A 23,802-nucleotide genomic window follows, 5' to 3' on the forward strand; every position below is an offset into this window, starting at 1 on the left:
GAAATTATTACTTATTTCTTATTTTAAGGAACCCTTGTTTTCCAATTTTAAGTAATTCCTTTAGCTCCTTAAATCGAAGTAATTTCGAGCACAATAAATAAAGAGCAAAATATAAAATAAAATTCGTAATTATTAATACTAAATCATTTTCCAAAAATTTACTAAAGAATAAAACATTCAAAGAAAACATAATTACTGTTAAAACGAAGCATAATAAAAATATTGGAAATACGTCGATTATTTGATTCCGAACTGGATAGTTTATGAGCCTTCCGCAAAAAAAGGTATTTACAAATGCGTGTATAAGCATGCTAATTGCCTGAGCATAAATTACACCCCAAATTCCAAAGGGTATTATTAGAAGTAAAAACATGATAGAACTCAACTTCTTTATTAGTTCCATTTTTAAGTGCAAATCACTTCTACCCTTTGCAAGAACAATATTTAAATTGTACATACTCAGGGGATATACTATAGCGCTTAAAGCCAATACTTGAAAATATGGGGCCGCAGGCAACCATTTTTCTGTTAATAAAAATCGAAACAAGGGTTCCGCTACAATCACCAAGTAAAGCATAACTGGAGTTACAACAAAAAAGACTAATGCAGTTATTTTTCTAAACATAGCCTTTAAACGTACATTATCATCCTGTATGGAAGAAAAAACTGGATATGTAACTTTCCGTAATGCTGTTGTGAGGTTTTGTACCGGGAACATTCTTAAAGTATTCGCCTGATTATAAAACCCCAATTGTGTCGCAGAAAACATTTTACCAATTATCAGTGTATAAGAATGGTGATAGGCCGTAGTAACCAATCCAGACAAGGTAACCTTATATCCAAAATCAAAATGGTGTTTTAATTTATTCTTATCGATAACAAAATCAGGCCGCCAGTCAGTTCTAAACCAATGTTGAACCATAAATACAGTGGCTGTAGTTAAATACATCAATACTAAGCTCCAAACTCCAAATCCATTATAAGCCAAAATAATACCAACGATTCCTCCACATATTGTAGCCGGAATTTGCATATACATCTGAAGTTTAAAATTTAGTTCTTTTGTTAAGCGAGTAGTTTGAACATTTCCTAAAGCCTGTATTATGAATGATAAAGTATAAACCCTTAATAAAGCAGTTAGCTGAGGCATCTCAAAGAAACCAGATATGTATGGCGCACAAAAAAAAAGAATAGCATATAAAACAAAGCTGGCCATAAGATTTAAGAAAAATACCGTCGAGTAATCTTTCTGATCGGCATCCTGAGTCCTTATTAAAGAAGAGGTCATGCCACCGTCTACCAAATTTCTTCCTATAGCTACAAAAATTCCTACAATTGCAACGAGCCCATATACTTCGGGCATCAAAATTCTAGCTAAAATTATTTGAACAACAAAAGATATTCCCTTAACGCTGAATTGCTGTGAAAATGTCCATAAAATACCAGTTAAAGTTTTTGATTTTAGACTCATTTTTTTGAATTAGAAAGAATGCAACATTAATAATAAAAGTTTACAAAATAAAAACTATTAGCCAAGCGCGTAAATTTAGACTTAATCAACAATAAATTTAGACTTAATCAATAGAATCTATTCGAATTAGAAGTATTTATTTATGTACACCAGTGAAATAAGTTCTTAACTTTGAAGTTTATAAATATAACAATCGACAAAGTTGGTAATTTGTTTATCTAGATAATTTAATTAAATAGTTATTTAGTTGTGTAAATAGAATAATAACACTTAATACCCAGCATGAGAAAAAAAATTAATGTCGTTTTTATTGTTCCATCCTTAAGGCCTGGAGGAGCTGAAAGAGTTGTTTCTTACATAGCTGATAATATAGATAAACAGCTATTTCAAGCGCATTTACTAATAATAGGTACAAAAGACGACAAAAGTTATAATATCAATAGCGTTCCTGTTACTTTTCTAAACAAAAAAAGAGTAAAAAACAGTTTTTTCTCCATAGTCCAGTTTATTATGCGAAATGAAGTGGATGTCGTAATGAGCACTATGGCTCATCTAAACGTAATGACATCTCTAATTTCATTATTATTCCCACAAATCAAATTTGTTGGCAGAGAAACTATTGTAAGAAGCGGAAAAATTGGGTATAAGAAAAAAAAGGTCAAAGATCAATCCTTAGCGGATAAGGTTAAAATTCATTTATTAGACGCAATAATTTGTCAGTCTATTGATATGAAAATGGACTTGGTAGAAAATTTTTCTTATCCTGAAAATAAGACAGTCGTTATAAACAATCCAGTAACGAAAAAATTTAAATTAAAAGTAAGGCAAAAGACTAAAAATGAGGTCTCTTTTATTACGGTAGGAAGATTAAGACCACAGAAAGGATATTTTAGAATAATAGATGCATTAGCTAAATTCAAAGAACCATTTCATTATACAATAGTTGGGAAAGGCATTGAGAAAGATGATTTAATCGACTATATTGATCAAAAGGGCTTGAGCAATAGTGTTTCCTTTATTGATTTCACGGACTCTGTTGAGAATTATTTGGCACAAAGTGATATTTTTCTTCAAGGTTCATATGTTGAAGGTTTTCCAAATGCGCTTTTAGAAAGCTGCGCAGTAGGTACTCCAGTAATAGCATTTGATGCTTTAGGCGGTATCAATGAAATTATCCAAAACGGAGTCAATGGCTATATCGCCCGTGACGAAGTAGAATTTGTAGAAAAGTTAAAACTTGCATGTAAACAAGAATGGAACCCGGAGACTGTACGTTCTTCGGTTTTAGATAAATACTCCGAAGAGATAATTCTAAGTAACTATGAAAACTTTTTTATGAATCTCATTAAAGGAAAAATTTTTAACCTTATCTAAACACTACTACATTGATTAATTCGATTAAAAAATTTTATCTCTCCAATAAAACGGCCCAAGCAATAATTCGACCGATTTTAAATTTCAGTAGCGCGCTAATTCCTCAAGATCTTCTCCTTAAATTACGATTTAGAATTCTAGCTGGCTATGCGCTAGACCTTGATAACCCAAGATCTTTTAATGAAAAAATACAATGGTTAAAGCTAAATGACCGAAGTGAACTACATATACAGTGCGCCGACAAGTATGAAGTTAGAAGTCATATTGCAAAAAAAATAGGTGAATCTTATTTAATCCCTTTAATACTAAGCTCCGATGATGTAGAAGATTTACGACCCGATTCATTACCAAATTATCCGATAATTATTAAATCTAACCATTCTAGTGGTGGTGTATATATTATCCGAAATAAATCGGAAATAGATTGGGTCAAGGTAAAAGAAGATTTTAAAGCACAATTAAGTCAAAATTATGGCGACGGTAAGGTAGAATGGCAATATGAACAAATAAAACCTCGGTTTGTTATTGAAAAATTACTTTTGGATGAACACAACAAAATTCCGAGTGATTATAAATTTCACTGCTTTAATGGAAAGGTTGGAATGATTCAAGTGGATATGGAACGTGGAGTAAATCATAAGCGAAATCTATATGACCGTGAATGGAATTATCTGGATTTTACTTGGAATTATTACCCAAACAGAGAACCAGAAATTAAACCCAAGAATTATGATAAAATGCTAGAAATAGCTGAGATATTGGCTAAAGATTTTTTATACGTTCGAGTAGACTTATATACCGTTGGAGAAAATATTTATTTCGGAGAAATGACATTTCATCCAGCATCAGGTTTTGCAAGATTTGTGCCCCAGAAGTGGGATTATTATTTTGGCGACTTATTGAAGTTACCGACGAATTAATCATTTTACAATGACTACAAAAATTTTTTTAATACTCTCCTTCCTTAGTGACTAAAAATGAACGAAAAAAAATGGCTCTTTGTTATTCCCGCCGATACCTTACATGGATCAGAGTTGATAGCCAAAACTTTTGTTGAATTCTTAGTTAAGAAAAAACAGAAGTGTCATGTTATCATTCTTACAAGGAAATATAGCGAACAATGGGAGCATCTGAGACCTGAGGTAGAGATTACTTACCTATCTTTTAATAACTATTTTAAAGGAGTCTTATGGTTATTACCGCATCTCCTCAGGAATAATCAAGTCAGGTTCGACTATACCTTTACTTCACAATCTGTCATTAACGGAACAATTGGCTTTGCAAAAAGATTAGGCCTGTTAGGTAACCCTATTGTAATCTTAAGAGAATCAAACTCTATTTTCAAACTTCTAAAAGGATACAAGTCAAAGATTTACAGCTTCTTTTATCATTTAGGATACAAATATTCGTCTTTAGTTGTTTGTCAGACCACTTATATGAAAGAGCAGTTAGTCTTAGCACAACCAGGATTAACTAAAAAGTTAAATCTAACGGTAATATCCAACCCCTTTGAGGTGGATAAATCAAAGTCTCCCAAAGACCCCCTGCCTTCGAAGTTTGAGAAAACTAGTTTCCTTGTAGCCGCCGGCAGGCTTGCACCCGCAAAAGGTTTTGATATTTTAATTAATACGTTTAATAAGTATCAAAAAGAATTAGAAGGGGTTAGCCTTATTATTTTAGGAGAAGGTCCCGATAGAAAGCTATTAGAAGAGCAGATCAATGATCTTAAATTAGAAAACAGAGTTTTTCTGCCAGGATATGTCCAAAATGTATACCCGTATTTTCATAAGGCTAAAGCCTGTGTTATTTCCTCAAGAATTGAAGGATTTCCAAATGTACTTTTACAAATGATGTCTGTAAACGAGAAAATTGTCTGTACTTTATCGGCAGGGGACATAGATTCTATTCCTGGTATATATACATGCATCACTGAGGATGAAATGGCTTTAGGCAAGTCTATAATCGAATGCATTTCTGCTAGTTCACAGGATAATCGATCAGTTTTTGATTACTATTTGGAACAAAGGTCGTGGGAAAATTTTTATAGGGCTATTTTAAACCAAGTATCCGGAACAAAAGGCTAAAGTAAAATGGTTTTAAAAAACTATGACTATCTTTTACTTCCCGCTTCATATTCTTTGACAATTAATGAAAAAGCTAAGCGTTTAGATAATAGCACATTTAAATATTTTTAACTTTGTCTTATCATCAGTCCTCCTTATATGACTAAAAAAAGAATACTACTCGTAGGATCTGCTGCTCGTTCCTTAATTCATTTTAGAGGAGATTTTATTAAGAGCCTGCATGCATCTAATTATGCGGTATACGCAGCCGCACCAAATATGGAGATTGAAGTTCAGGAGGGTCTTAAAAATCTTGGGGCCATACCCCTAACCTTCTCTCTTTCGAGAACAGGTTTAAATCCGTTTAAGGATATTAAGTCTATTATGTCTCTAAAACAAATTGTGGACAAGTATAATATAGACATCATATTTCCATATACTATTAAACCCACTATATATAGTTCGGTTGCTGGTAGATGGGCAAAAATTCCCGTTGTTTCTCTAATTACGGGCTTGGGATTTACCTTTAGTGGCAATTCAAAAAAGGCGCTTATGCTTCAAAAGCTTACCAAAAAAATGTATCGCTTTGCCCTTAGAAAGAATAAGGTTGTCATCTTTCAAAACAGAGATGATCTAAGGTTATTTGTTGAAAACAAACTGTTATCTAACACCCAAAAAACTGCCATTGTAAGCGGTTCTGGTGTAAATCTTGGTAAATATCCTTATCGAGAAAATGCAAACGATTCTGAAGTAATAAGATTTATAATGGTGGCCAGACTTATAGAGGAGAAGGGAATCTCTTTGTATCTCCAAGCCGCTGAAAACTTAAAAAAACTATTTCCTAAAGCAGAATTTCACGTAATTGGCAGCCCTGATAGATCTCCTTCGGCAATTAAACTCGAGGAGATTCAAGAACTGGCTGATAAGAATATTATAGTCTATCATGGTAATCAAAAGAATGTCCCTAAGTATTTAAGTAATTCGGACATCTTCGTATTACCCTCTTTTTATAGAGAAGGTATCCCTAGATCAATTTTAGAGGCATTATCCATAGGAATGCCAATTATCACTACCGATTCGCCTGGATGTAGAGAAACTATCAAAGAAAATACCAATGGAATTCTAATTACCCCAAAAAGCCAAAAGTCCTTGCAGAATGCCATGCAATTCTTCCTTGAGAATCCTGCTAAAATTAAGGAATATGGGATGGAAAGTAGAAAATATGCCGAGGAGCGTTTTAATGTGGATATAATAAATGCTGATTTATTGCATATAATTAATCGAAGTCTTGAAAAAGAATTAACCAACTTGGATCTTATTCTTTAAATAGGGATTTAGAGGCCTTTTTTTAAGGACTCCTACCTTAGATATAAAGTCAAAAACGTATGTACAAACTATTTTTCAAAAGACTTATAGACTTTGTTCTCGGTATTGGGTTATTCCTAATGCTGTCGCCACTTTTTATATTAGTAATGATTTTTCTCTTTTTCGCTAATCGAGGGAAGCCATTCTTCTTTCAACACAGACCAGGAAAAAACGAAAAAATTTTTTCAATTATTAAGTTCAAAACAATGAATGATAAAACGGATGAGGATGGGAACTTACTAGCTTTTGATAAGCGAATCACAAAAGTAGGTTCTTTTGTGAGAAAGTATTCACTTGATGAAATTCCCCAATTACTAAATGTCATTATTGGAGATATGAGCCTAGTAGGACCAAGACCTCTTCTTGTAAAATACTTGCCCCTTTATAATTCTGTTCAAAAAAGGCGGCATGAAGTTAAACCAGGTATTACCGGATGGGCACAAGTAAATGGGAGAAATACTATATCCTGGGAGCAAAAATTTGACTTTGATGTCTACTATGTGGATCGTGTCAGATTTCTATTCGACCTTAAAATTTTATTCCTAACTGCTAAAAAAGTATTGATAAAAGAAGGTGTTAATTCTTCAGATTCTTTGAATATGGAAGAGTTTAATGGAAGTTAAAAGAGAAAATCCATCCTTTAAACAAATACCTATACTTACTTGACATTTTTTTTATACTTTAATCCGTTTTAAAGAAAGACCTCTAATTCAGATTTTTATCTTATTTTAACTAGCGAGAGCATGAACATTTTAATTACTTCCATAGGACGACGCGTTTCGCTTTTAAAAGCATTCCAAAAGGAATTAAAATTGTTATTCCCATCCGGGAAGGTATTTGGTGCAGATGCCCGCCCAAATTTATCTGCTGCCTGCCTTGTCGCTGACGGTTATTTTCGAGTACCTTTTGTGGAAGAAGAAGACTATATTTCAATCCTTATTGAAAAGTGTTTAGAGGAAGAAATTAAAATGATTATTCCAACAATAGATACAGAACTACTGTTGTTGGCAAAAAACAAAAAACTATTTCTAGAAGTAGGTATTAAGGTAGTCATTTCCTCTCTTGAGTTTGTTTCCGTTTGTAGAGACAAAAGAGAAGTGCACAAATTCTTCAAAAACAGAGACATTCCTGTTGCAAAAGAATTTGATAAGAACAACTATGACCTCCCATTATTTATAAAGCCGATTGATGGAAGTAGAAGCATTGATAATTTTATAGTAAAAAAAGAAGAGGAGTTAAAAGATGCTTATTTTCAGAATAAGAAATTAATGTTCCTAGAATATTTAGACCATGATGTCTACGACGAATTCACTTGCGACCTCTACTATAATCAAGACAATCAATTAAAATGTGTTGTTCCTAGAAAGCGGATTTCAGTTCGTGATGGAGAAGTTAATAAGGGCCTAACTGTATTTAACGAGTTAATCCCATTTTTAAGAGAACGTCTTTCTGTTATTGATGGTGCTGTTGGTTGTTTAACTCTACAGTTGTTTAGACATAAGGCGAACAAAAATGTATTTGGAATTGAAATAAACCCCAGATTTGGTGGCGGTTATCCCCTCTCCTATTTGGCAGGTGCCAATTTCCCCAAATGGATATTACAGGAATACTTGTTGGATTTAGCCATTGAAGATCAATTTGAAATTTGGGAGAAAGATCTATTAATGATTAGGTATGATGATGAAGTCTTAGTACATGGATATAAAAGTAAATGACAAATCCGTCCTAATTTTTGATTTGGACGACACGCTTTATAATGAAATAGACTATCTAAAATCTGCCTATAAAACTATCGCCTCCGAACTAGAACCGCATTCATGGAGGCTTTTATATTCCAAGATGTTTTCTCTTTATAGAAATAAAGAGAATGTTTTTAGCTTCCTGTCGGGTACATATAATATTTCATTAGACGATCTAGTAAAAACATATAGACTACACAAACCAGCCATAGTACCTTTTGACGGCGTAGTTCCTTTTTTAAATTCTGTACAACAAAAGGGAGCTTTGATGGGAATAATTACAGACGGAAGAAGCGTAACACAACGCAATAAAATTAAATCTTTACGCATCAATGATTATTTTCAAAAGATTGTAGTTTCGGAAGAACTTGGCACGGAAAAGCCCCATCCAAATAATTTCAAAGTAATGGAAGACCATTTTGGACCTAAACATTACCACTATATTGCAGATAATTTTAAAAAAGACTTCATAACACCAAATAAAATGGGTTGGACAACCGTTGGACTATTAGATAACGGTTTAAATATTCATTCTAACAGCTATCAGTATACTAATAAGGAAAATACACCTGACATTCTGATAGAATCTTTTAAAGAAATTGTTTTAAAAAACTAAGAATATCTAAGCAAATAGTTTGTTTAAACCCAAATCAGCTATTACTAATGATAACTTTGATCGAAAATAAACAGGACTGGTGCTCTGTAATTGAATCTATAAAAGATGCTGATTTTTATCACACTTATGACTATCACCATATAGCAAAAAATGATAATGAGAAACCCTACCTGATAAAGTTTGAAGAAAACGGCCATATTATCGCATTACCCTTATTAGTTCGAAATATTCCAGGCACGCCTTACAAAGATGCTACCTCTGTTTACGGTTACCCAGGTCCTATAACAAATGGCCTCTCCTCCACTTTCGACAATCGAGAATTTGAAATACAACTAAAAGGACTTTTCCAACTGAATAAAATTGTATCCGTTTTTTCTAGATTAAACGCCTTTGTACCCTATCAGGAGCTGGTACTAAACAATTTAGGCGATATCAGAGTTCACGGCAAAATAGTAAATATTGATCTTACCAGTGATATTGATTATCAGAAAAGTCATTACCAAAAACGCCTAAGAACTTATATAAATAAGTACAGAAGAGAATGTAGTATTCGCAAGGCAACAAGTCAACAAGATGTTAAGCTCTTCATAGAAATGTACTATGAAAATATGTGTAGGGTAAATGCAAATAAAAATTATTATTTCCCGGAGGAATATTTCTTTTCCCTAATTGGGAGCAATTCTTTTAAAACGGATATATTACTCGCAACCGATACTAAATCAGGGGAAGTTATGGGAGGTGCTATGTTCATTAAAAAGAATAGAATTGTCCAATACCATCTTGCCGGCACAAAGAACAAATACCAATCTTCAAATCCATTAAAACTACTTCTAGATGAAATGCGTATAATAGGCAGCAAGGAAGGTTACAGCCATTACAATCTTGGTGGCGGTGTAGGTAATAAAGAAGACAATCTGTTCCAATTTAAGTCCAGCTTCTCCCACGAGTTCCGACCATTTAAGCTCTGGCGTTATATTACAAATCAAAAAGTTTACGACGAACTTGTACAATTAAAAAAACAAGGAATGTGTCAAAATTTTGTAAAAGATTGTGGAGATTATTTTCCCTGCTATCGATGTGAAAAATAGAAGTATTGGATAATATTACATGAAAACTAACCCTTTTATTTCTTCCATTTTCGTTGAAAAATGGATTAAGCATTTTATACCTGAAGATTTGGTCTATCAATTTAGGGGCGTAGAACATGTTTCATTTTACAAAAAAAAACTACTCCCACTCTATGTAAATTTGGGGAGGAATCTAACAAAAGGGCTTTCCTATAATCTTACGCTTGATACGGCAGATATGCTAAAGGGGAAAGTATTCTTAATCTATGACATTCCTACTTATTTTAATACCAACACTTTACAGCTTCCTGAAAGTATAGGACTCCATAAAGTAGAGCAATATCCGGGATTCCTCATTGATTTGGAGAAATTTGAAGATATAACTTCCTATTTACAAGCTACATTCAGTAAAAGTAGTCGGTATAAACTAAAAAAGTATTGGAAGCGATTTGAAACTTGTTTCGAAGTTAAATATACTATGTATTGGGGCGAGATGAATCCCGAGCAATTCAACTATATATTCGATTGTTTTTATGAATTATTACAGAAGCGTTTTAAGGAAAAGGCAGAGTATAATAATAACCTGGATTTAAAAGAATGGAACTTTTATAAAGAAGTAGCTTATCCCTTGATTTTAGAAGAAAAAGCTAGTCTTTTCGTAATTTATAATGCAACCAAACCAATAGCCATCACTCTAAACTTCCTTGACAAAGAAATACTAATCGATGCTATAACCGTCTTTGATACCGATTATGCAAAGTTTCATCTGGGGTCTATTAATATTATAAAACAAATTGAATGGTGTTTAGAACGGAATTTTAAAACTTTCGACTTTTCAAAAGGTTTCTTTGATTATAAAGAAAGATGGTCAACACTAAGATATAGTTTCAACTACCATATTCTTTATGATACTACTTCTCTTGTCTCAAAAGGAATCGCCAACTCCTTGAGTCAGTATTATAAATTAAAAAAAGAGCTGAGAGATAGAGGCCTGAATCGTCTTTTTCACAGCCTCCGTTTTAAAAATGGCCAGAAGAAATCTGTTAGATCAAAAATGTTATTCGATTATGTACAGTATAATAAGACCATTGACCTAGCTCAATTAATAAGAATCGGAAATCCAATTACTTCCACTACTCTGCCTGTGAGTCTTTTATTTGATTTTCTTTATCTAAATCAGATAAAGTATGAGGAATTGGAGGTATTTGAAGTGGTGAGTAAGAAAAACCAATTTTTATTTCAAGTGGGAGATAAAAAAGTATTAGCAACCATTAATAATGTCGCATAGAAACGTAAATATTACATTATTAACCGAAACTTACTACCCTCAAAGTAAGTCGTCTGAAATAATACAGGAATTTTATGACGAAGAAACAAACACATTATTATGGCAGTCGAAACCGTTAAATTCATTGAAGAAAGGCAATACAAAAAGTTTTTATCTCATTGAAAATGTGCCTTCCTGTTTAAATGTTAAATACTATATAAGACCAAATTACAAGCTTTGGAAGTTCTATTCTGTAAAAGGGTTTGCTATGAAGTTAGAGGAAGTGAATTCTGTTGAAGCATACATGAAACAGTTTCTTCCCAAAAAAGTAAGAGCAAATATTAATAGATCCATGAGACGACTGGAGCACTCTTTCCCTATTCGTTACAAAAGGTATTATGGTGAAATAAGTAGGGAAAATTATAATTACTTAATGACTGCTTTAAAAGAAATGATTGTTACCAGGTTTAAAGAGCGGGGAGAAAATAGCAATACACTTTCTAATTGGGATAGCATCTATGAAAACGGGCTTATATTAATTAAAGAGAAAAAGGCTTCCCTATATGTAATATATGACGATCAGAGCCCAATTTCTATATCTCTTAGTTATCATTATGGCAAGGTGTTTTTTTATTATATCACTTCGTATAATATTGATTATTCAAAATTTAGTCTGGGAAATACCATGATTGTTAAACAATTGGAATGGTGCTATGAGAACAAACTAAGTATTCTCGATATGGGGTGGGGAGACCTTGACTATAAAAGACGCTGGTGTAATTTGAATTATAAAAACACTAACGATTTAGTACTACCAAAAAAAATTCAGTTAGCACATTTTCCAGTCTTTTATATTTTTCTAAAAAAGAGTATAATAGCTTACCTAGTAGATAAAAACATTCATACTAAATTCCGAAACTTAAAAAAATTACTCATTGGAGCAAAAACCAAAAGTCCTGCTACAAATTTTAATACTTTATATATCGATAATAAAGAGAAAAACTTAAATCATAAACCAGTTTCTCTTAGCGATTATCCCTTCATAAAACCTTATGTCTATAGGTTTCTCTATAACGCTATGGAATCTATCTCGGACATAGCCATTCTAAAATCTAACAATAATGAAAACTGTTTTTATGTAATCGGTATCAATAAAGCCATGAAAATTTTTGAAGCAGCTGAAACGGATGAAAATTTTTAATGGAATGAAGCGTTAGAATAACTAAGACATTACTAAATACAAGACCTATAGCTTTATGCTTTTTAATTCAGTAGAATTTCTTTTATTCTTGCCCACGGTATTCTTCTTATACTGGTTTGTATTTAAAAAAAATGCGACCACCCAAAACCTTATAATTATCCTTGCTAGTTACCTATTCTATGGATGGTGGGACTGGCGATTTCTGTTACTGATCATGGGCAGTACTCTGGTTGATTTTATTGTAGGTCAAAAGATATACACCGCCGAGACTAAAAAGCAAAGTAAACTTTGGCTTTGGGTAAGTGTTTTTTTTAATTTATCGCTTTTAGGAGTATTTAAGTATTATAACTTTTTCGTGGATAGTTTTGTCCAATTAGTAAGTAGTGCGGGATATGAAATTAAGAGTATATGGACCTTAAGTATTATACTTCCGGTAGGAATTTCATTCTATACTTTTCAGACAATGTCTTATTCCTTAGACATTTATTATAAGCGCGTTAAACCAACAAAAGACTTTACTTCTTTTGTAGCCTTCGTAGCCTTTTTTCCACAACTAGTAGCTGGTCCAATAGAGCGTGCATCTAATTTACTTTCCCAGATAAAAGAAAAAAGAATTTTTAGCTACCGGCAGGCTAGTGATGGCCTGAAACTAATATTATGGGGATTTTTCAAAAAATTAGTTATTGCCGATTCTTTAGCCCCGGTGGTAGACGATATTTTTGCAAATTATGCTACCTATCCGGCATCAACCTTAATACTCGGAGTTTGTCTCTTCAGTTTTCAGGTATATGGCGATTTCAGTGGATATTCTGATATAGCCATTGGTACAGCCAAACTATTTGGAATAGAACTGATGTCTAATTTTAAATTCCCAAATTTCTCAAGAAATGTAGCAGAATACTGGCAAAGATGGCATATTTCCCTCTCTACCTGGTTTAGACACTATCTCTATATACCTCTTGGCGGTTCCAGGGTAAGTAAACTTAAATCGGTCAGAAATATATGCATCATCTTTTTGGTCAGTGGTTTCTGGCATGGAGCAAACTGGACTTTTATTTTCTGGGGTGGACTACACGCCCTTTTCTTCATTCCGGTATTCCTGATGGGGAAAAACAGACTTTATAAGGACAACGTTATAGGACAGTCGAGCGCATTACCTTCAATAAAAGAAGTAGGTATGGTTCTATGGACCTTTTGTCTAGTCACCTTTTCTCGAATCTTTTTTAGGTCCCCAAGTTTACAGGACGCGTTTAGTTATATAAGGCAAATAAGCGATAGGTTCTCCTATGAAAACTATGTTCATCCTATGGGCTATCGAATGATAGACTTTTATATTCTCCTCGTGGCATTCATTCTCTATGAGTATCGCATAAGAAAACATGAAAGATCACCTTTCAATTTTAAATCAAAATGGATCAGATTTCTAATTTATGTCGGTGTAGTTCTGGGAATTCTTCTTTTCTATGACGATGGAGTAAATAGATCCTTTATATATTTTCAATTCTAGGCATTATGAAAAAGTTTATTCTCAAGACATTTTTATACATAATTGCCATACTGTTGGCCCTAGAGATTACAGTGCGAGTATTTCATCTGTATACAGAAGATCCTCCTAGATATATAGATGAATATGGAGTTGAGAAAAGGGTACCAAGGAATAACGGAATTGCTGTTTATGGAAACCGCAACCAAGCCTATTCCGAATTTGATATTAATAATGCAGGATTTAATTCCTTTAGAGACTTTTTGCCTTCCTATGAGAAGTTTGAGCTTGCAATTACAGGAGACTCTTTTATTGAGGGCTTTCACCAAAACTATCAAAATTCTATAGGTAAAAAAATTGAAAACAATATTCCTAGTATTGAGGCTTATGAATATGGCTATGCGGGTTATGATTTGGCTAATCAGTTACATCTAATACATAGCTACAAAAAAGACTTTGATAAGATTGATGAAATAATTGTTTACCTCAACTATGAAAATGATTTAAAGCGAGGAGTTTATACCCCAAATTATGAAAGAATAAAAATGCTCAAATCTCCTCTTTTTAAAATGAGAGATCAGATAAAATTACTGGCATATGGTTCTAAAATTGGTGTCTTAGAACCTATAAAGAAATTCGTTAGCGGCAAGGCCTTTCAGGATAAAGAAGAGGGGTATAAAACGAATGAAATTGAAAATTCTGATTTGGCCAAAGAAAAGGACCAACTGTATCTGCAAAATTTCAAAAGTCTAATAAAACACTACGGTTTTGATAAAACAAAAACAGTACTGCTTTTGGATAGTAGAAAAACAAGTAAAGCCTTTCTTGACTATTGCGCTCGGGAGGGAATTGCATATCTAGACTTTTCAGAAAAATTTAAAAATTCCAAAAAGGCTACAACACTAATATATGATTGGCACTGGAACGATCATGGACGGTCGCTTATTTCTGAAACTATATCAGAATATATACTAGCCAAATATCCTAGTATGAAGCAGTAGTCATGGAGTTTTGAACACTTAAATTGAGTTTCCCTTTAACTATTTAAGAAAATCCTTATAAATAAATTAGCTTTTTGGTTCAAGAGTCATGGCATCTAATGAAGTAGTCACATCGCTCATAGAGCAACTTTGAAAGCCATATTTAGTTTGCAATTCTTGGTAGTGCTTTAAGATTTTCTCTAAAATTAGAAAATTCTCGTCCTGATATGTTCCAAAATTATGGGGATGCCACCACAAATGGTATAACAGACCATTCTTTGCCGCATGAGTCATACTCCTTTTTATACGTCTTAACTTAAGCCATTCAAGTATCGGCAATTTGGCTTTATAAGGTCTTAAGAACCTACTAGATGGGATGTTGTAAGGTTTCTCTGATTTAAGATCTTCAAGTTTATAACAATGATGGCCACCAATATTTATATAACAATTTAGTGTCCTGAATACTCGTTTTTTCAATGATATACTCTCTTCACTTTCGCTTTTATGAAACCAGGAATTTTCATTACCACGATAAGAAGAGATATTATTACTATTTAGAATCTTCAAATACTCTTTATTAAATTGGTTTCTTGGAAAAACCAGAGAATCTAATTTAATATCATTAACTTCAGCTATAGACCTCGCTGCCTTCATATCAGCGTCGAAGTCGTTAGGTTTCTGACCCTTTTCTAAACAATAGTAATGTGAAAAAGTATGGGTGGCAATTTCCTGACCCTCGGATTTTTTTAATAATTCAATTAACCTTGGGGCATAATGGTATAAGTCTGCCTCTTCCGGAAGCTCATTTATGTCTTTTCCGTAAGGTGATAAATTAGCGTCTTGGTATTGCGGTTTAATGGGAGGCACAAAGCGAAGAAGTTCATTTTTATTTTTGGCAAATAAAAATCCAACCGTAGCAAAAGTAGACCTTATTCCGTATTTCTCAAACAGATCTAACATTCGCGGAACAATATCGTGCACCTTGGCTAAGGAAGCACCATAACTCTCTATAGTCCTTTTATCTCGGACTCCCCAAAATAATTCAAAATCCAGGGAAATAACAAATTTACCTTTACCAGTCACCTATATTTTTTTACGTTTAGACAAAGTTATGGTTTGAATGTTTATTTATGGATAATTTTACGATATATTGCCGTTTTTAAAGTTTAAGGAAATTGCTTTTCGAATAACCTATGAGAGATCTCGGTACTTTACTTTTTGTTGTAAACGTAGACTGGTATTTAATTTCACATCGCATAAAAATTGTGGAAGAGGCTGTAAATGCCGGGTGGAATGTCTATGTTGCTTGTGAAGACACGGGCAGGTCTAATGAAATTGAAAATACAGGGGCAAGGTTTATCCATTGTCCTATTTCAAGGTCCGGCACAAATCCTTTAGAAGAACTTAGGCTTATAAGGAACTTATACAAGCTTTATAAAGAAATTAAACCAGATGTAGTACATCATATTTCATTAAAACCTGTTATTTATGGATCGTTCGTAGCAAAAAGACTTAAAATAAAAGGGGTCTTAAACGCTGTCAGCGGCCTGGGCTATGTGTTTACCGATAAAAGAACTAGCTGGGTGCAAAAAGTAATGTTACGCTTAATGGAATATAGCTTTAACCGCAAAAATGTAGCATTCATATTTCAAAATCAGGACGATTATAACGAATTAAAGGAATTAGGAGTACTAACACCGGATAATATTATAAACTTCATCAAAGGTTCCGGCGTTAATCTGAGTAAATATTCCTCTGGCGATTTTCCGTCGGATAAACGTATTAAAATCCTTCTCCCATCAAGAATGCTCTGGGACAAAGGTGTTGCAGAGTTACGCGAAGCAACGCAATTACTAAAAGATGACTATGCCGATCGAATAACCTTTGTTTTAGCCGGCATGGTTGACGATGGCAATAAGGCCAGTGTACAAAAAGAATATTTGCATGAATGGGAAGAAGAAGACTATGTTACTTGGATTGATCATCAAAAAGATATGGTCTCGGTCTTCCATAATTCCCATATCGTTGTTCTTCCTTCCTATAGGGAAGGTATGCCCAAATCCCTAATTGAAGCCTGTGCTACCGGGAGACCCATAATTACGACTACTGCCGTGGGTTGCAAAGAATGTGTAGATGAAGGAGTGAACGGATTTCTTGTACCTGTAAAAAATGGTCCTAAACTGGCAGAGGCTATTTCAAAATTGGTGGATGATAAAGAACTAAGATTGAGGATGGGAATTGCTTCAAGAAAAAAGGCTGAAAAAGAGTTTGATCTTCAAGATGTTATACATAAACATCTAAAAATTTACACCAACTTATCCGATAATTAGTGATTTTCCAAAAAATCTAATTAAATTTATCGAAATCAATTGCATTTAAACGCCTATTTTGGGGATTAGATACTTTTAAATTTATCTTTAAAACTTGAATTGGTTGAAAATTTCTAAAGAGAAACGCCCTTAAATCGACTTTTTATTAACCTCGGCTATTTTAAAATTAATTTCTATGGCAACAAGAATTCATTTTTTGATATCATCCCCATTAAAGGGTAGCTATAGATTATAAATAAATTGTGTTGATCTATACATTAAAAGGATATAGCGAATATATCACGTAAATCTAAAAGATGGATTATATTCTTCCTACTGTACTTTTGATTGCATTCTCTTTCGGCTATAGAATGCTTGCCAAAAAGTATGGTATAATTGACAAACCGAATATGCGCAGTTCGCACATATATCCTACTGTTAGAGGCGGAGGGGTTATTTTTTATTTCGCTACAATAATATTCTTTTTAGTTTCTGGTTTTAGCTTTCCTTACTTTTTTATTGGACTAACACTGTTAGCCCTAATAAGTTTTATCGATGACGTTTTTTCCTTATCTGTACTTCAGAGACTTCCAGTTCATTTTGTGGCGATCTTTCTAGCCTTATTACAGGCTAATCTATTAAGCTTGCCTTTATTATGGGTGATGCTCCTATTATTTATTGGAGTTGTATTTATTAATCTGTATAACTTTATGGATGGGATCAATGGTATGACAGGCTTCTATAGTTTTTTAACTGTAGGGACCTTCTTATTTCTGTCCTTTGAAGAAAACTTAATGGATCAGAACTTTCTCATTCTAATCCTAATATCCATTGTGGTATTTGGTTATTTTAATTTTCGAAAAAAGGCGATTCTCTTTGCTGGAGACGTAGGTAGCATGACCATGGCTTACATTGTTTTTATGTGTACCCTGATTTTTTGCTTTGCACTTAAGTCTCCCTTAATAATTTTATTAGTATCTGTTTATGTAGCAGATTCTGGTTTAACCCTTCTTATACGGTTTTTTAAAGGTGAAAAGATTACAGAACCTCACAGAGAGCATTTGTACGAACGTTTAACAAATGATTTAGGTTATCCCCATTTAAGAATCTCCTTTGTTTATTTTGTAATACAAGGCCTAATAAATATAATTGTGATCTTTAATTACAACAAAGACTTGAATACGCAACTTATTATACTTTGTAGTGTTATGGCATTTATTTGTTTAGGCTTTTTCTTTATCCTGAAAAGTGTACAAAATAAAGTTGCCTTAAAAGAAGTAAAGAAACTCTAATATTAGTATTCAGCTGTTCAATTATAATGGTGTAGTATTTCAGTCTAGTACTTCTTTTACACTACCACACGTAAGCATTTTATCTCCAAAATAGGGATTTCTTATTTTTTCATTTAGACTTATCCACGATGCGCCCTTGTTTTTGTCTGCCATAGGGCAGAATTGAACATAAAGGGCACGCCCAAAGCGAGGAGAACGTTTGGCAAGACTAACCATTTCATCAGAAAGAGGCTTAAAGCTATTTCTTTGATCCTCAATATCCTGCATCGCTGCTATATCCTTAGCAATTGGTTTAATATTTGCTATAGCCAGTTTGAGTTCTTCATTATTAAATTTATCAGTTTCGATACCCTGAAGGACTTCTGTCAAGGTTTTTGCCATCATTGTGCTTTGTTTTATATCCGTAGAAACTAACGCATCCTTTAACATAAGATAGGAACCCAATACGTCTCCTATTTTACTCTTAGTATAGGAATTTATTTGCAGTTCTTTCGGAACTTCTTTCTCCATTTCCATTGGAGGCCTCTTTCGCTGTATCATGGAGTTCTTTCTGCTTAATTGAGCCGCTGCGTCTACTGTAAATGTACCATTAATCACTATTTCATCACCAGCCGCAAGACCGTCCAACACCTCATATTCATCAGCATATGTATCTCCTAGGACAATTTCTACCATCTCAAAAGTTGATGAAGTAGGGATGGGTTTTCTATATACAATAGATCTTTTACCAGTCCATAAAACTGCCGATTTTGGAACCGTAATATTCTTTCCCTCCCGATTAATCAAGACCACTGCTTCTGCAAACATGCCAGGTTTTAATTCTCCCTTAGGGTTGGGAATCTCTACTCTTACCGCTACCGTCCGTTTGGAGGTCTGCAGCAAAGGTTCAATAAAACTTATCCTACCCTTAATCTTTTTGCCTTTTAGGGCATTAAGTCTAAGCACTACTTCCTGGTTTTTTTTAAGAGAACCGATCTGACTTTCATAGGCATCAAAGACTGCCCAAACTGAATTTAAATTAGATACTTTAAATAAGGCATCCCCTTGGTCGTAGTAATTACCCTCATTTGCAATAATTTCCGTAACGGTCCCAGAGACATCTGCAATTAATGGAAAATTTACCATAGGCTTTCCACTTTCTAATATTTCATCTATTTGTTCATCCGTCATTTTCCATAAGCCTAGGGAGTTCCTGGCTGCATTGTACAGTTTCTCATGTGTATCTTTATAAGAAGCTGAAGTAAGAAGTTTGTCTTGTGCAAGATATAGCTCCGGCGAATATATAACCCCTATTTCGTCTCCTTGTTTTACATATTGGCCAACAGATTTTATATACAATTTATCTATTCTTCCATCAAAAAGAGTTGTCTGTACAGCATTGGTGTTTTCGTTAGACTGAATCACCCCAGATAATACTAACTCACCCTTTTTTTCTATGGATCCATCTACTACCATTGTCTGAATATTTGCAAGCGCAACAGCCTCTTCACCCATTTCAAATTTGCTAAGACTCAAGACGGATGTATTATTAGAAACTATTAAATCCATACCACAATGTGGACACTGTCCTTCTTCGCTAGAATCATATTGTGGATGCATGGAACAGGTATAATGAAGTTTTTCTTCCTTATGCTCGGCGTTTTGTTCTTGGATAACACTGTCGGTGCGGAAAACAAAGGTTCCTAGTAGGATACCAACAATTAATATTCCGATATATGGCAGTGCTTTTTTTATACTTTCTACTTTATACTTTTCCATAATTCTCTCTTTTAAAGTAAACTTCTTCTTGCCAACAGTAAAGTAAAGGTACCATAACTAAGGTGATTAAAGCCATAAACATTCCTCCCAGAATTGGAATCGCCATTGGCAACATAACATCACTTCCTTTGCCTAAGGAAGTTAGAATAGGTAATAAAGCCAGTACTGTGGTAGCCGTTGTCATAAGACATGGTCGTATCCTTTTCTCTCCTGCCTCGACAACCGCAGCTCTTATTTCATTAATACTTTTTGGGGTTCTTTGTTTAAAAGTCTGTTTCAAATAGGTAGCCATTATTACGCCATCATCTGTAGCGATCCCAAAAAGGGCGATAAAACCAACCCAAACAGCAACGCTTAGATAGATGGTTTTAATGTGGAATAATTCTCTAAAGTTAATACCGAACAAATCGATATTTAAAAACCATGGTTGACTGTAGAGCCACAGTAAAATAAAACCTCCCGAAAAAGCCAAAGCTATTCCGGTAAATACCATAAGGGATATCTTAACTGAATTGAACTGTAAATATAGGATTAGAAAAATTACCAAAAATACCAAGGGTATCACAATCATGAGTCTTTGCTCAGCCCTTAGATGATTCTCATGGGTGCCACTAAGTTTATAGTTAAGACCAGAGGGAATTACTAAACTTCCCTCCTTAAGTGCCTCATCAATAGCCCTATCTACTGCATTTATCACTGTAACCTCTGAAATATCTTCTTCCTTATCGAAAATAACATATCCAGTTAAGAAGCCATCTTCACTCTTAATAATTTGCGGTCCTCTCTTATACTCTATGGAAATTAAATCGCTTAAGAGAACTTTGTTTGAACTATCGATATCTACGTAAATAGCAGCAATGTCTTCTGGTGTAGCTCTCAGTTCTCTAGGATATCGTATCCGAACAGCATAATTTTCCCTTCCTTCAATTGTTCTGGTTAGAACCTTTCCCCCCACAGCAACTTCTAAGACTTCTTGAACATCATTTATTGAAATATTATACCTCGATATTTTCTTCCGATCTATGTCTATTTCTAAATAAGGTTTACCTACAATCCTATCGGCAAATACAGATTCACTTTTGACACCCTCGGTGTTGATTAAAATTTCTTCCAGAGCAATTCCAAACTTTTCAATTTCATTGATGTCTTGGCCTTGTACCTTAACACCAAAGGCAGAGCGCATACCAGTTTGCAGCATTACCAGTCTAGTCTCAATGGGTTGTAACCTAGGAGCTGATGTAATCCCCGGGAATTTGGTAACCTTTACAATTTCGCTCCAGATATCTTCCTTTGAATTTATCTCTTTTCTCCAGTTTCTATAATAAGATCCATTCTTATCTTCTACTAGGTCCTTTTTCTGAATCCCAGTACCCATGGCAACCCAATTTCCATTAACTGTCTTAAACAAACCTTTGTCATTAACTTCAAACTTTAAAGGACTACCGGAGTCATCTAAATAATATTTTGGCTTGTATTGTATTAGATTCTCGAACATAGAAAGGGGTGCAGGATCTAAGGGTGTTTCAGCTCTACCAGCCTTCCCAACTACCATTTCTACTTCTGGAAGTTGTGCCACAGCCATGTCTAGTTTTTTAAGAACCTCAGCGTTTTCCGATATACCAGCATGTGGCATAGAGGTTGGCATCAAAAGAAAGCTACCCTCGTCTAGAGAAGGCATAAATTCCTTTTGTATATTCAACAATACCAAGAAACCCAAAATAAATAAGACAATAGGTAGTAGTACAAAATTGAATTTATTAACCAGGAAGTACTGTAGAATACTGGAATAATACTTTTTAAAAAAATAAAGAGGTAATACTACTATTGCGGCGGCTAGTAAGACAAATATGGAATTAGAAATAAACGAAAATTCTGGTCCTAATGGACGCCAATAATAACTCAATAAGAGCCAAACAAAAAATAGGACGAATCCTAAATTTACCTTCTTTTGTTCTTTGGTATCCCATGCTTTTTCAAAAGCATAAATTCTAAAAATCCCAAAAAAGACAAGTATTGAGCCAATATATGTACCCAGATAAATCGAATAAAGACCTACTAAGATCAGGCAAATAGAAGCTATTTGTTTCCAAAAAGCATTTATTTTTAGTGGCTTTAGAATAACAGCCGCTAAAGGCGGTATCACAAATAGAGCTACAAACATAGAGCCACTTAATGCCAAGGTTTTGGTAAATGCTAAGGGATAGAACAGTTTACCCTCTGCACCACTTAACATAAATACTGGTATAAAGCTTACAATAGTGGTAAGTCCGGCAGTTACAATGGCACCAGAAACTTCTGTAGTTGCCTTATAAACCGTTTCATCTATGCTTTCTTTTCTGTTTAATTGTAAGTGCCTTATTATATTCTCGGTTAAAATTATGCCCATATCTACTACGGTGCCTATGGCTATCGCAATACCTGAAAGGGCCAAAATATTTGCATCCACTGAAGATAGCTTCATCCCAATGAAAACCATTAAAACCACTAATGGCATAAGACTAGAAATAATAATGGAGGTGCGAATATTCGCCAATAAGATAATAACAACCAATATGGTTATTAATATTTCAAAAGATAGTGTTCTTCCTAAAGTTCCTAGAGTTTCTTTAATTAATTCGGACCTATCATAGAATGGTATAATGGTAAGCTTACTTTTTCTTCCGTCTCTTAACTCTTTTACTGGAAGACCTATGGAAATATCTTTAATTTTTTGCTTAAGATTAGTAATAACCTCCATTGGATTTGCCCCATATTGTGCTACCACTACTCCACCTACAACCTCAGCGCCCCCTTTATCGAGGATACCTCTTCTTTCCGCAGGGCCCAGGTTCACTCTGGCAATATCCTTAATATAAATCGGCGTAAATTCTCCAGCCCTAACAACCAAATCTTCAATATCTTCTGAAGATTCTAAATATCCTAAACCTCGGACAAAATACTCCACACTATTAATCTCCAAAGTTTTTGCGCCAACATCCTTATTACCTTCTTTTACAGCTTTTACTACCTGTGCAAGGCTAATATTGTATTGTCGCATTATCTCGGGATCAATATCTATTTGATATTCTTGTACAAAACCACCAATAGAGGCAACTTCAGAGACACCTGGAGTGCTCGAAAGACCATTCTTAACATAGAAATCTTGAATACTTCTTATTTCATGAAGATCCCATCCACCCGTAACCCGGCCGTTTTCATCTCTGCCCTCTAGAGTATACCAGAAAACCTGGCCAAGTGCAGTAGCATCGGTCCCTAATGTTGGTACAACTCCCTCCGGCAAAAGGTCTTGGGGAATAGAGCTTATCTTTTCGAGGACACGGTTTCTAGACCAGTAATAGTCTATTTCATCCTCAAAGATTATATAAATACTGGAAAAGCCAAACATCGAAGAACTGCGAATAGTTTTCACTCCAGGAATTCCGTACAATCTGGAAGTTAGTGGATAGGTGATTTGATCTTCAATATCTTGTGGCGACTGCCCCACCCATTCGGTATATAGAATTTGTTGATTCTCACCAATATCAGGAATTGCATCGACAGTAACGGGAGATTGAGGGACTTCAAATGGTAAGCTAAATGGAGTGTGATAAACCCCCCAAGTAAAAAACAAAAATAGCAGCATAAACGCCACTATCTTGTTTTCAATTAAGTATTTAATAACCCTATTGAGCATTACATCCAGAATTAAGCTTTGAACAATCTTTGTTTATTAACTATATCCAAAATTACTAAATGATTACCGTTTACTTTCCACCTTATGCAATTACCTCTAAAATTTATTCCGGTGGAAGGTCAAGTTCACAGCAAAACCCCTTTG

18 protein-coding genes are annotated in these 23,802 nt (G+C 34.1%); 14 read left to right on the forward strand and 4 right to left on the reverse strand.

The genetic code is table 11. From position 1 onward, the window contains the following. Positions 1-7 precede the first annotated feature (7 nt). The gene (locus PXG98_RS10210) at positions 8-1,471 is read right to left on the reverse strand and encodes a lipopolysaccharide biosynthesis protein (protein WP_276390839.1); all 1,464 of its coding nucleotides are present in this window, start codon (positions 1,469-1,471) and stop codon (positions 8-10) included. A 282-nt stretch (positions 1,472-1,753) separates the two neighbouring features. On the opposite strand from PXG98_RS10210, the gene PXG98_RS10215 reads away from it, so the two are divergent. From PXG98_RS10215 to PXG98_RS10270, 12 genes are all read left to right on the forward strand, one after another. Next, the gene (locus PXG98_RS10215) at positions 1,754-2,845 is read left to right on the forward strand and encodes a glycosyltransferase (RefSeq protein WP_276390841.1); all 1,092 of its coding nucleotides are present in this window, start codon (positions 1,754-1,756) and stop codon (positions 2,843-2,845) included. Positions 2,846-2,856: 11 nt separating this feature from the next. Further along, positions 2,857-3,765: an ATP-grasp fold amidoligase family protein gene (locus PXG98_RS10220; RefSeq protein WP_276390843.1), complete on the forward strand. Its 909-nt coding sequence runs from the start codon at positions 2,857-2,859 to the stop codon at positions 3,763-3,765. Positions 3,766-3,822: 57 nt separating this feature from the next. Continuing rightward, on the forward strand, positions 3,823-4,929 hold the full coding sequence (locus tag PXG98_RS10225) for a glycosyltransferase (protein WP_276390844.1): 1,107 nt from the start codon (positions 3,823-3,825) through the stop codon (positions 4,927-4,929). Positions 4,930-5,067: 138 nt separating this feature from the next. Continuing rightward, complete coding sequence (locus PXG98_RS10230) at positions 5,068-6,234, forward strand: glycosyltransferase family 4 protein (protein ID WP_276390846.1); 1,167 nt, start codon at positions 5,068-5,070, stop codon at positions 6,232-6,234. Between the two features lie 59 nt (positions 6,235-6,293). Continuing rightward, a complete protein-coding gene (locus PXG98_RS10235; protein WP_276390848.1) occupies positions 6,294-6,896 on the forward strand; it encodes a sugar transferase in 603 nt (200 codons plus the stop codon). Between the two features lie 120 nt (positions 6,897-7,016). After that, entirely contained in the window at positions 7,017-7,988 is a 972-nt protein-coding gene (locus tag PXG98_RS10240; protein ID WP_276390850.1) for an ATP-grasp domain-containing protein, read from the forward strand. Next, entirely contained in the window at positions 7,969-8,628 is a 660-nt protein-coding gene (locus PXG98_RS10245) for an HAD family hydrolase (protein WP_276390852.1), read from the forward strand. Before PXG98_RS10240 ends, PXG98_RS10245 begins: the two co-directional genes overlap by 20 nt. Before the next feature lie 47 nt (positions 8,629-8,675). Continuing rightward, positions 8,676-9,716 (forward strand): GNAT family N-acetyltransferase, encoded by a 1,041-nt coding sequence (locus PXG98_RS10250; protein ID WP_276390853.1) that lies wholly within the window; start codon positions 8,676-8,678, stop codon positions 9,714-9,716. 19 nt (positions 9,717-9,735) lie between these two features. Further along, entirely contained in the window at positions 9,736-10,983 is a 1,248-nt protein-coding gene (locus PXG98_RS10255; protein WP_276390855.1) for a GNAT family N-acetyltransferase, read from the forward strand. Beyond that, entirely contained in the window at positions 10,973-12,163 is a 1,191-nt protein-coding gene (locus tag PXG98_RS10260) for a GNAT family N-acetyltransferase (protein WP_276390857.1), read from the forward strand. Before PXG98_RS10255 ends, PXG98_RS10260 begins: the two co-directional genes overlap by 11 nt. Before the next feature lie 55 nt (positions 12,164-12,218). After that, positions 12,219-13,670 (forward strand): MBOAT family O-acyltransferase, encoded by a 1,452-nt coding sequence (locus tag PXG98_RS10265; protein ID WP_276390858.1) that lies wholly within the window; start codon positions 12,219-12,221, stop codon positions 13,668-13,670. A gap of 5 nt (positions 13,671-13,675) precedes the next feature. Continuing rightward, positions 13,676-14,647, forward strand: a complete 972-nt coding sequence (locus PXG98_RS10270; RefSeq protein ID WP_276390859.1) for a hypothetical protein — start codon at positions 13,676-13,678, stop codon at positions 14,645-14,647. 66 nt (positions 14,648-14,713) lie between these two features. On the opposite strand, the gene PXG98_RS10275 is transcribed toward PXG98_RS10270, so the two are convergent. Next, positions 14,714-15,709 (reverse strand): polysaccharide deacetylase family protein, encoded by a 996-nt coding sequence (locus tag PXG98_RS10275; RefSeq protein ID WP_276390860.1) that lies wholly within the window; start codon positions 15,707-15,709, stop codon positions 14,714-14,716. 110 nt (positions 15,710-15,819) lie between these two features. Here PXG98_RS10275 and PXG98_RS10280 point away from each other — a divergent pair, with 110 nt between their 5' ends. Beyond that, entirely contained in the window at positions 15,820-16,956 is a 1,137-nt protein-coding gene (locus PXG98_RS10280) for a glycosyltransferase family 4 protein (protein WP_276390861.1), read from the forward strand. A gap of 296 nt (positions 16,957-17,252) precedes the next feature. Then, positions 17,253-18,227, forward strand: a complete 975-nt coding sequence (locus tag PXG98_RS10285) for an MraY family glycosyltransferase (protein ID WP_276390862.1) — start codon at positions 17,253-17,255, stop codon at positions 18,225-18,227. Between the two features lie 39 nt (positions 18,228-18,266). On the opposite strand, the gene PXG98_RS10290 is transcribed toward PXG98_RS10285, so the two are convergent. Then, positions 18,267-19,985: an efflux RND transporter periplasmic adaptor subunit gene (locus PXG98_RS10290; protein ID WP_276390863.1), complete on the reverse strand. Its 1,719-nt coding sequence runs from the start codon at positions 19,983-19,985 to the stop codon at positions 18,267-18,269. Beyond that, positions 19,972-23,658: an efflux RND transporter permease subunit gene (locus PXG98_RS10295; protein WP_276390864.1), complete on the reverse strand. Its 3,687-nt coding sequence runs from the start codon at positions 23,656-23,658 to the stop codon at positions 19,972-19,974. Before PXG98_RS10295 ends, PXG98_RS10290 begins: the two co-directional genes overlap by 14 nt. Positions 23,659-23,802: the final 144 nt, after the last annotated feature.

The organism is Eudoraea chungangensis, assembly GCF_029360665.1.
In the GTDB taxonomy this organism is placed as follows: Bacteria; Bacteroidota; Bacteroidia; order Flavobacteriales; family Flavobacteriaceae; genus Eudoraea; species Eudoraea chungangensis.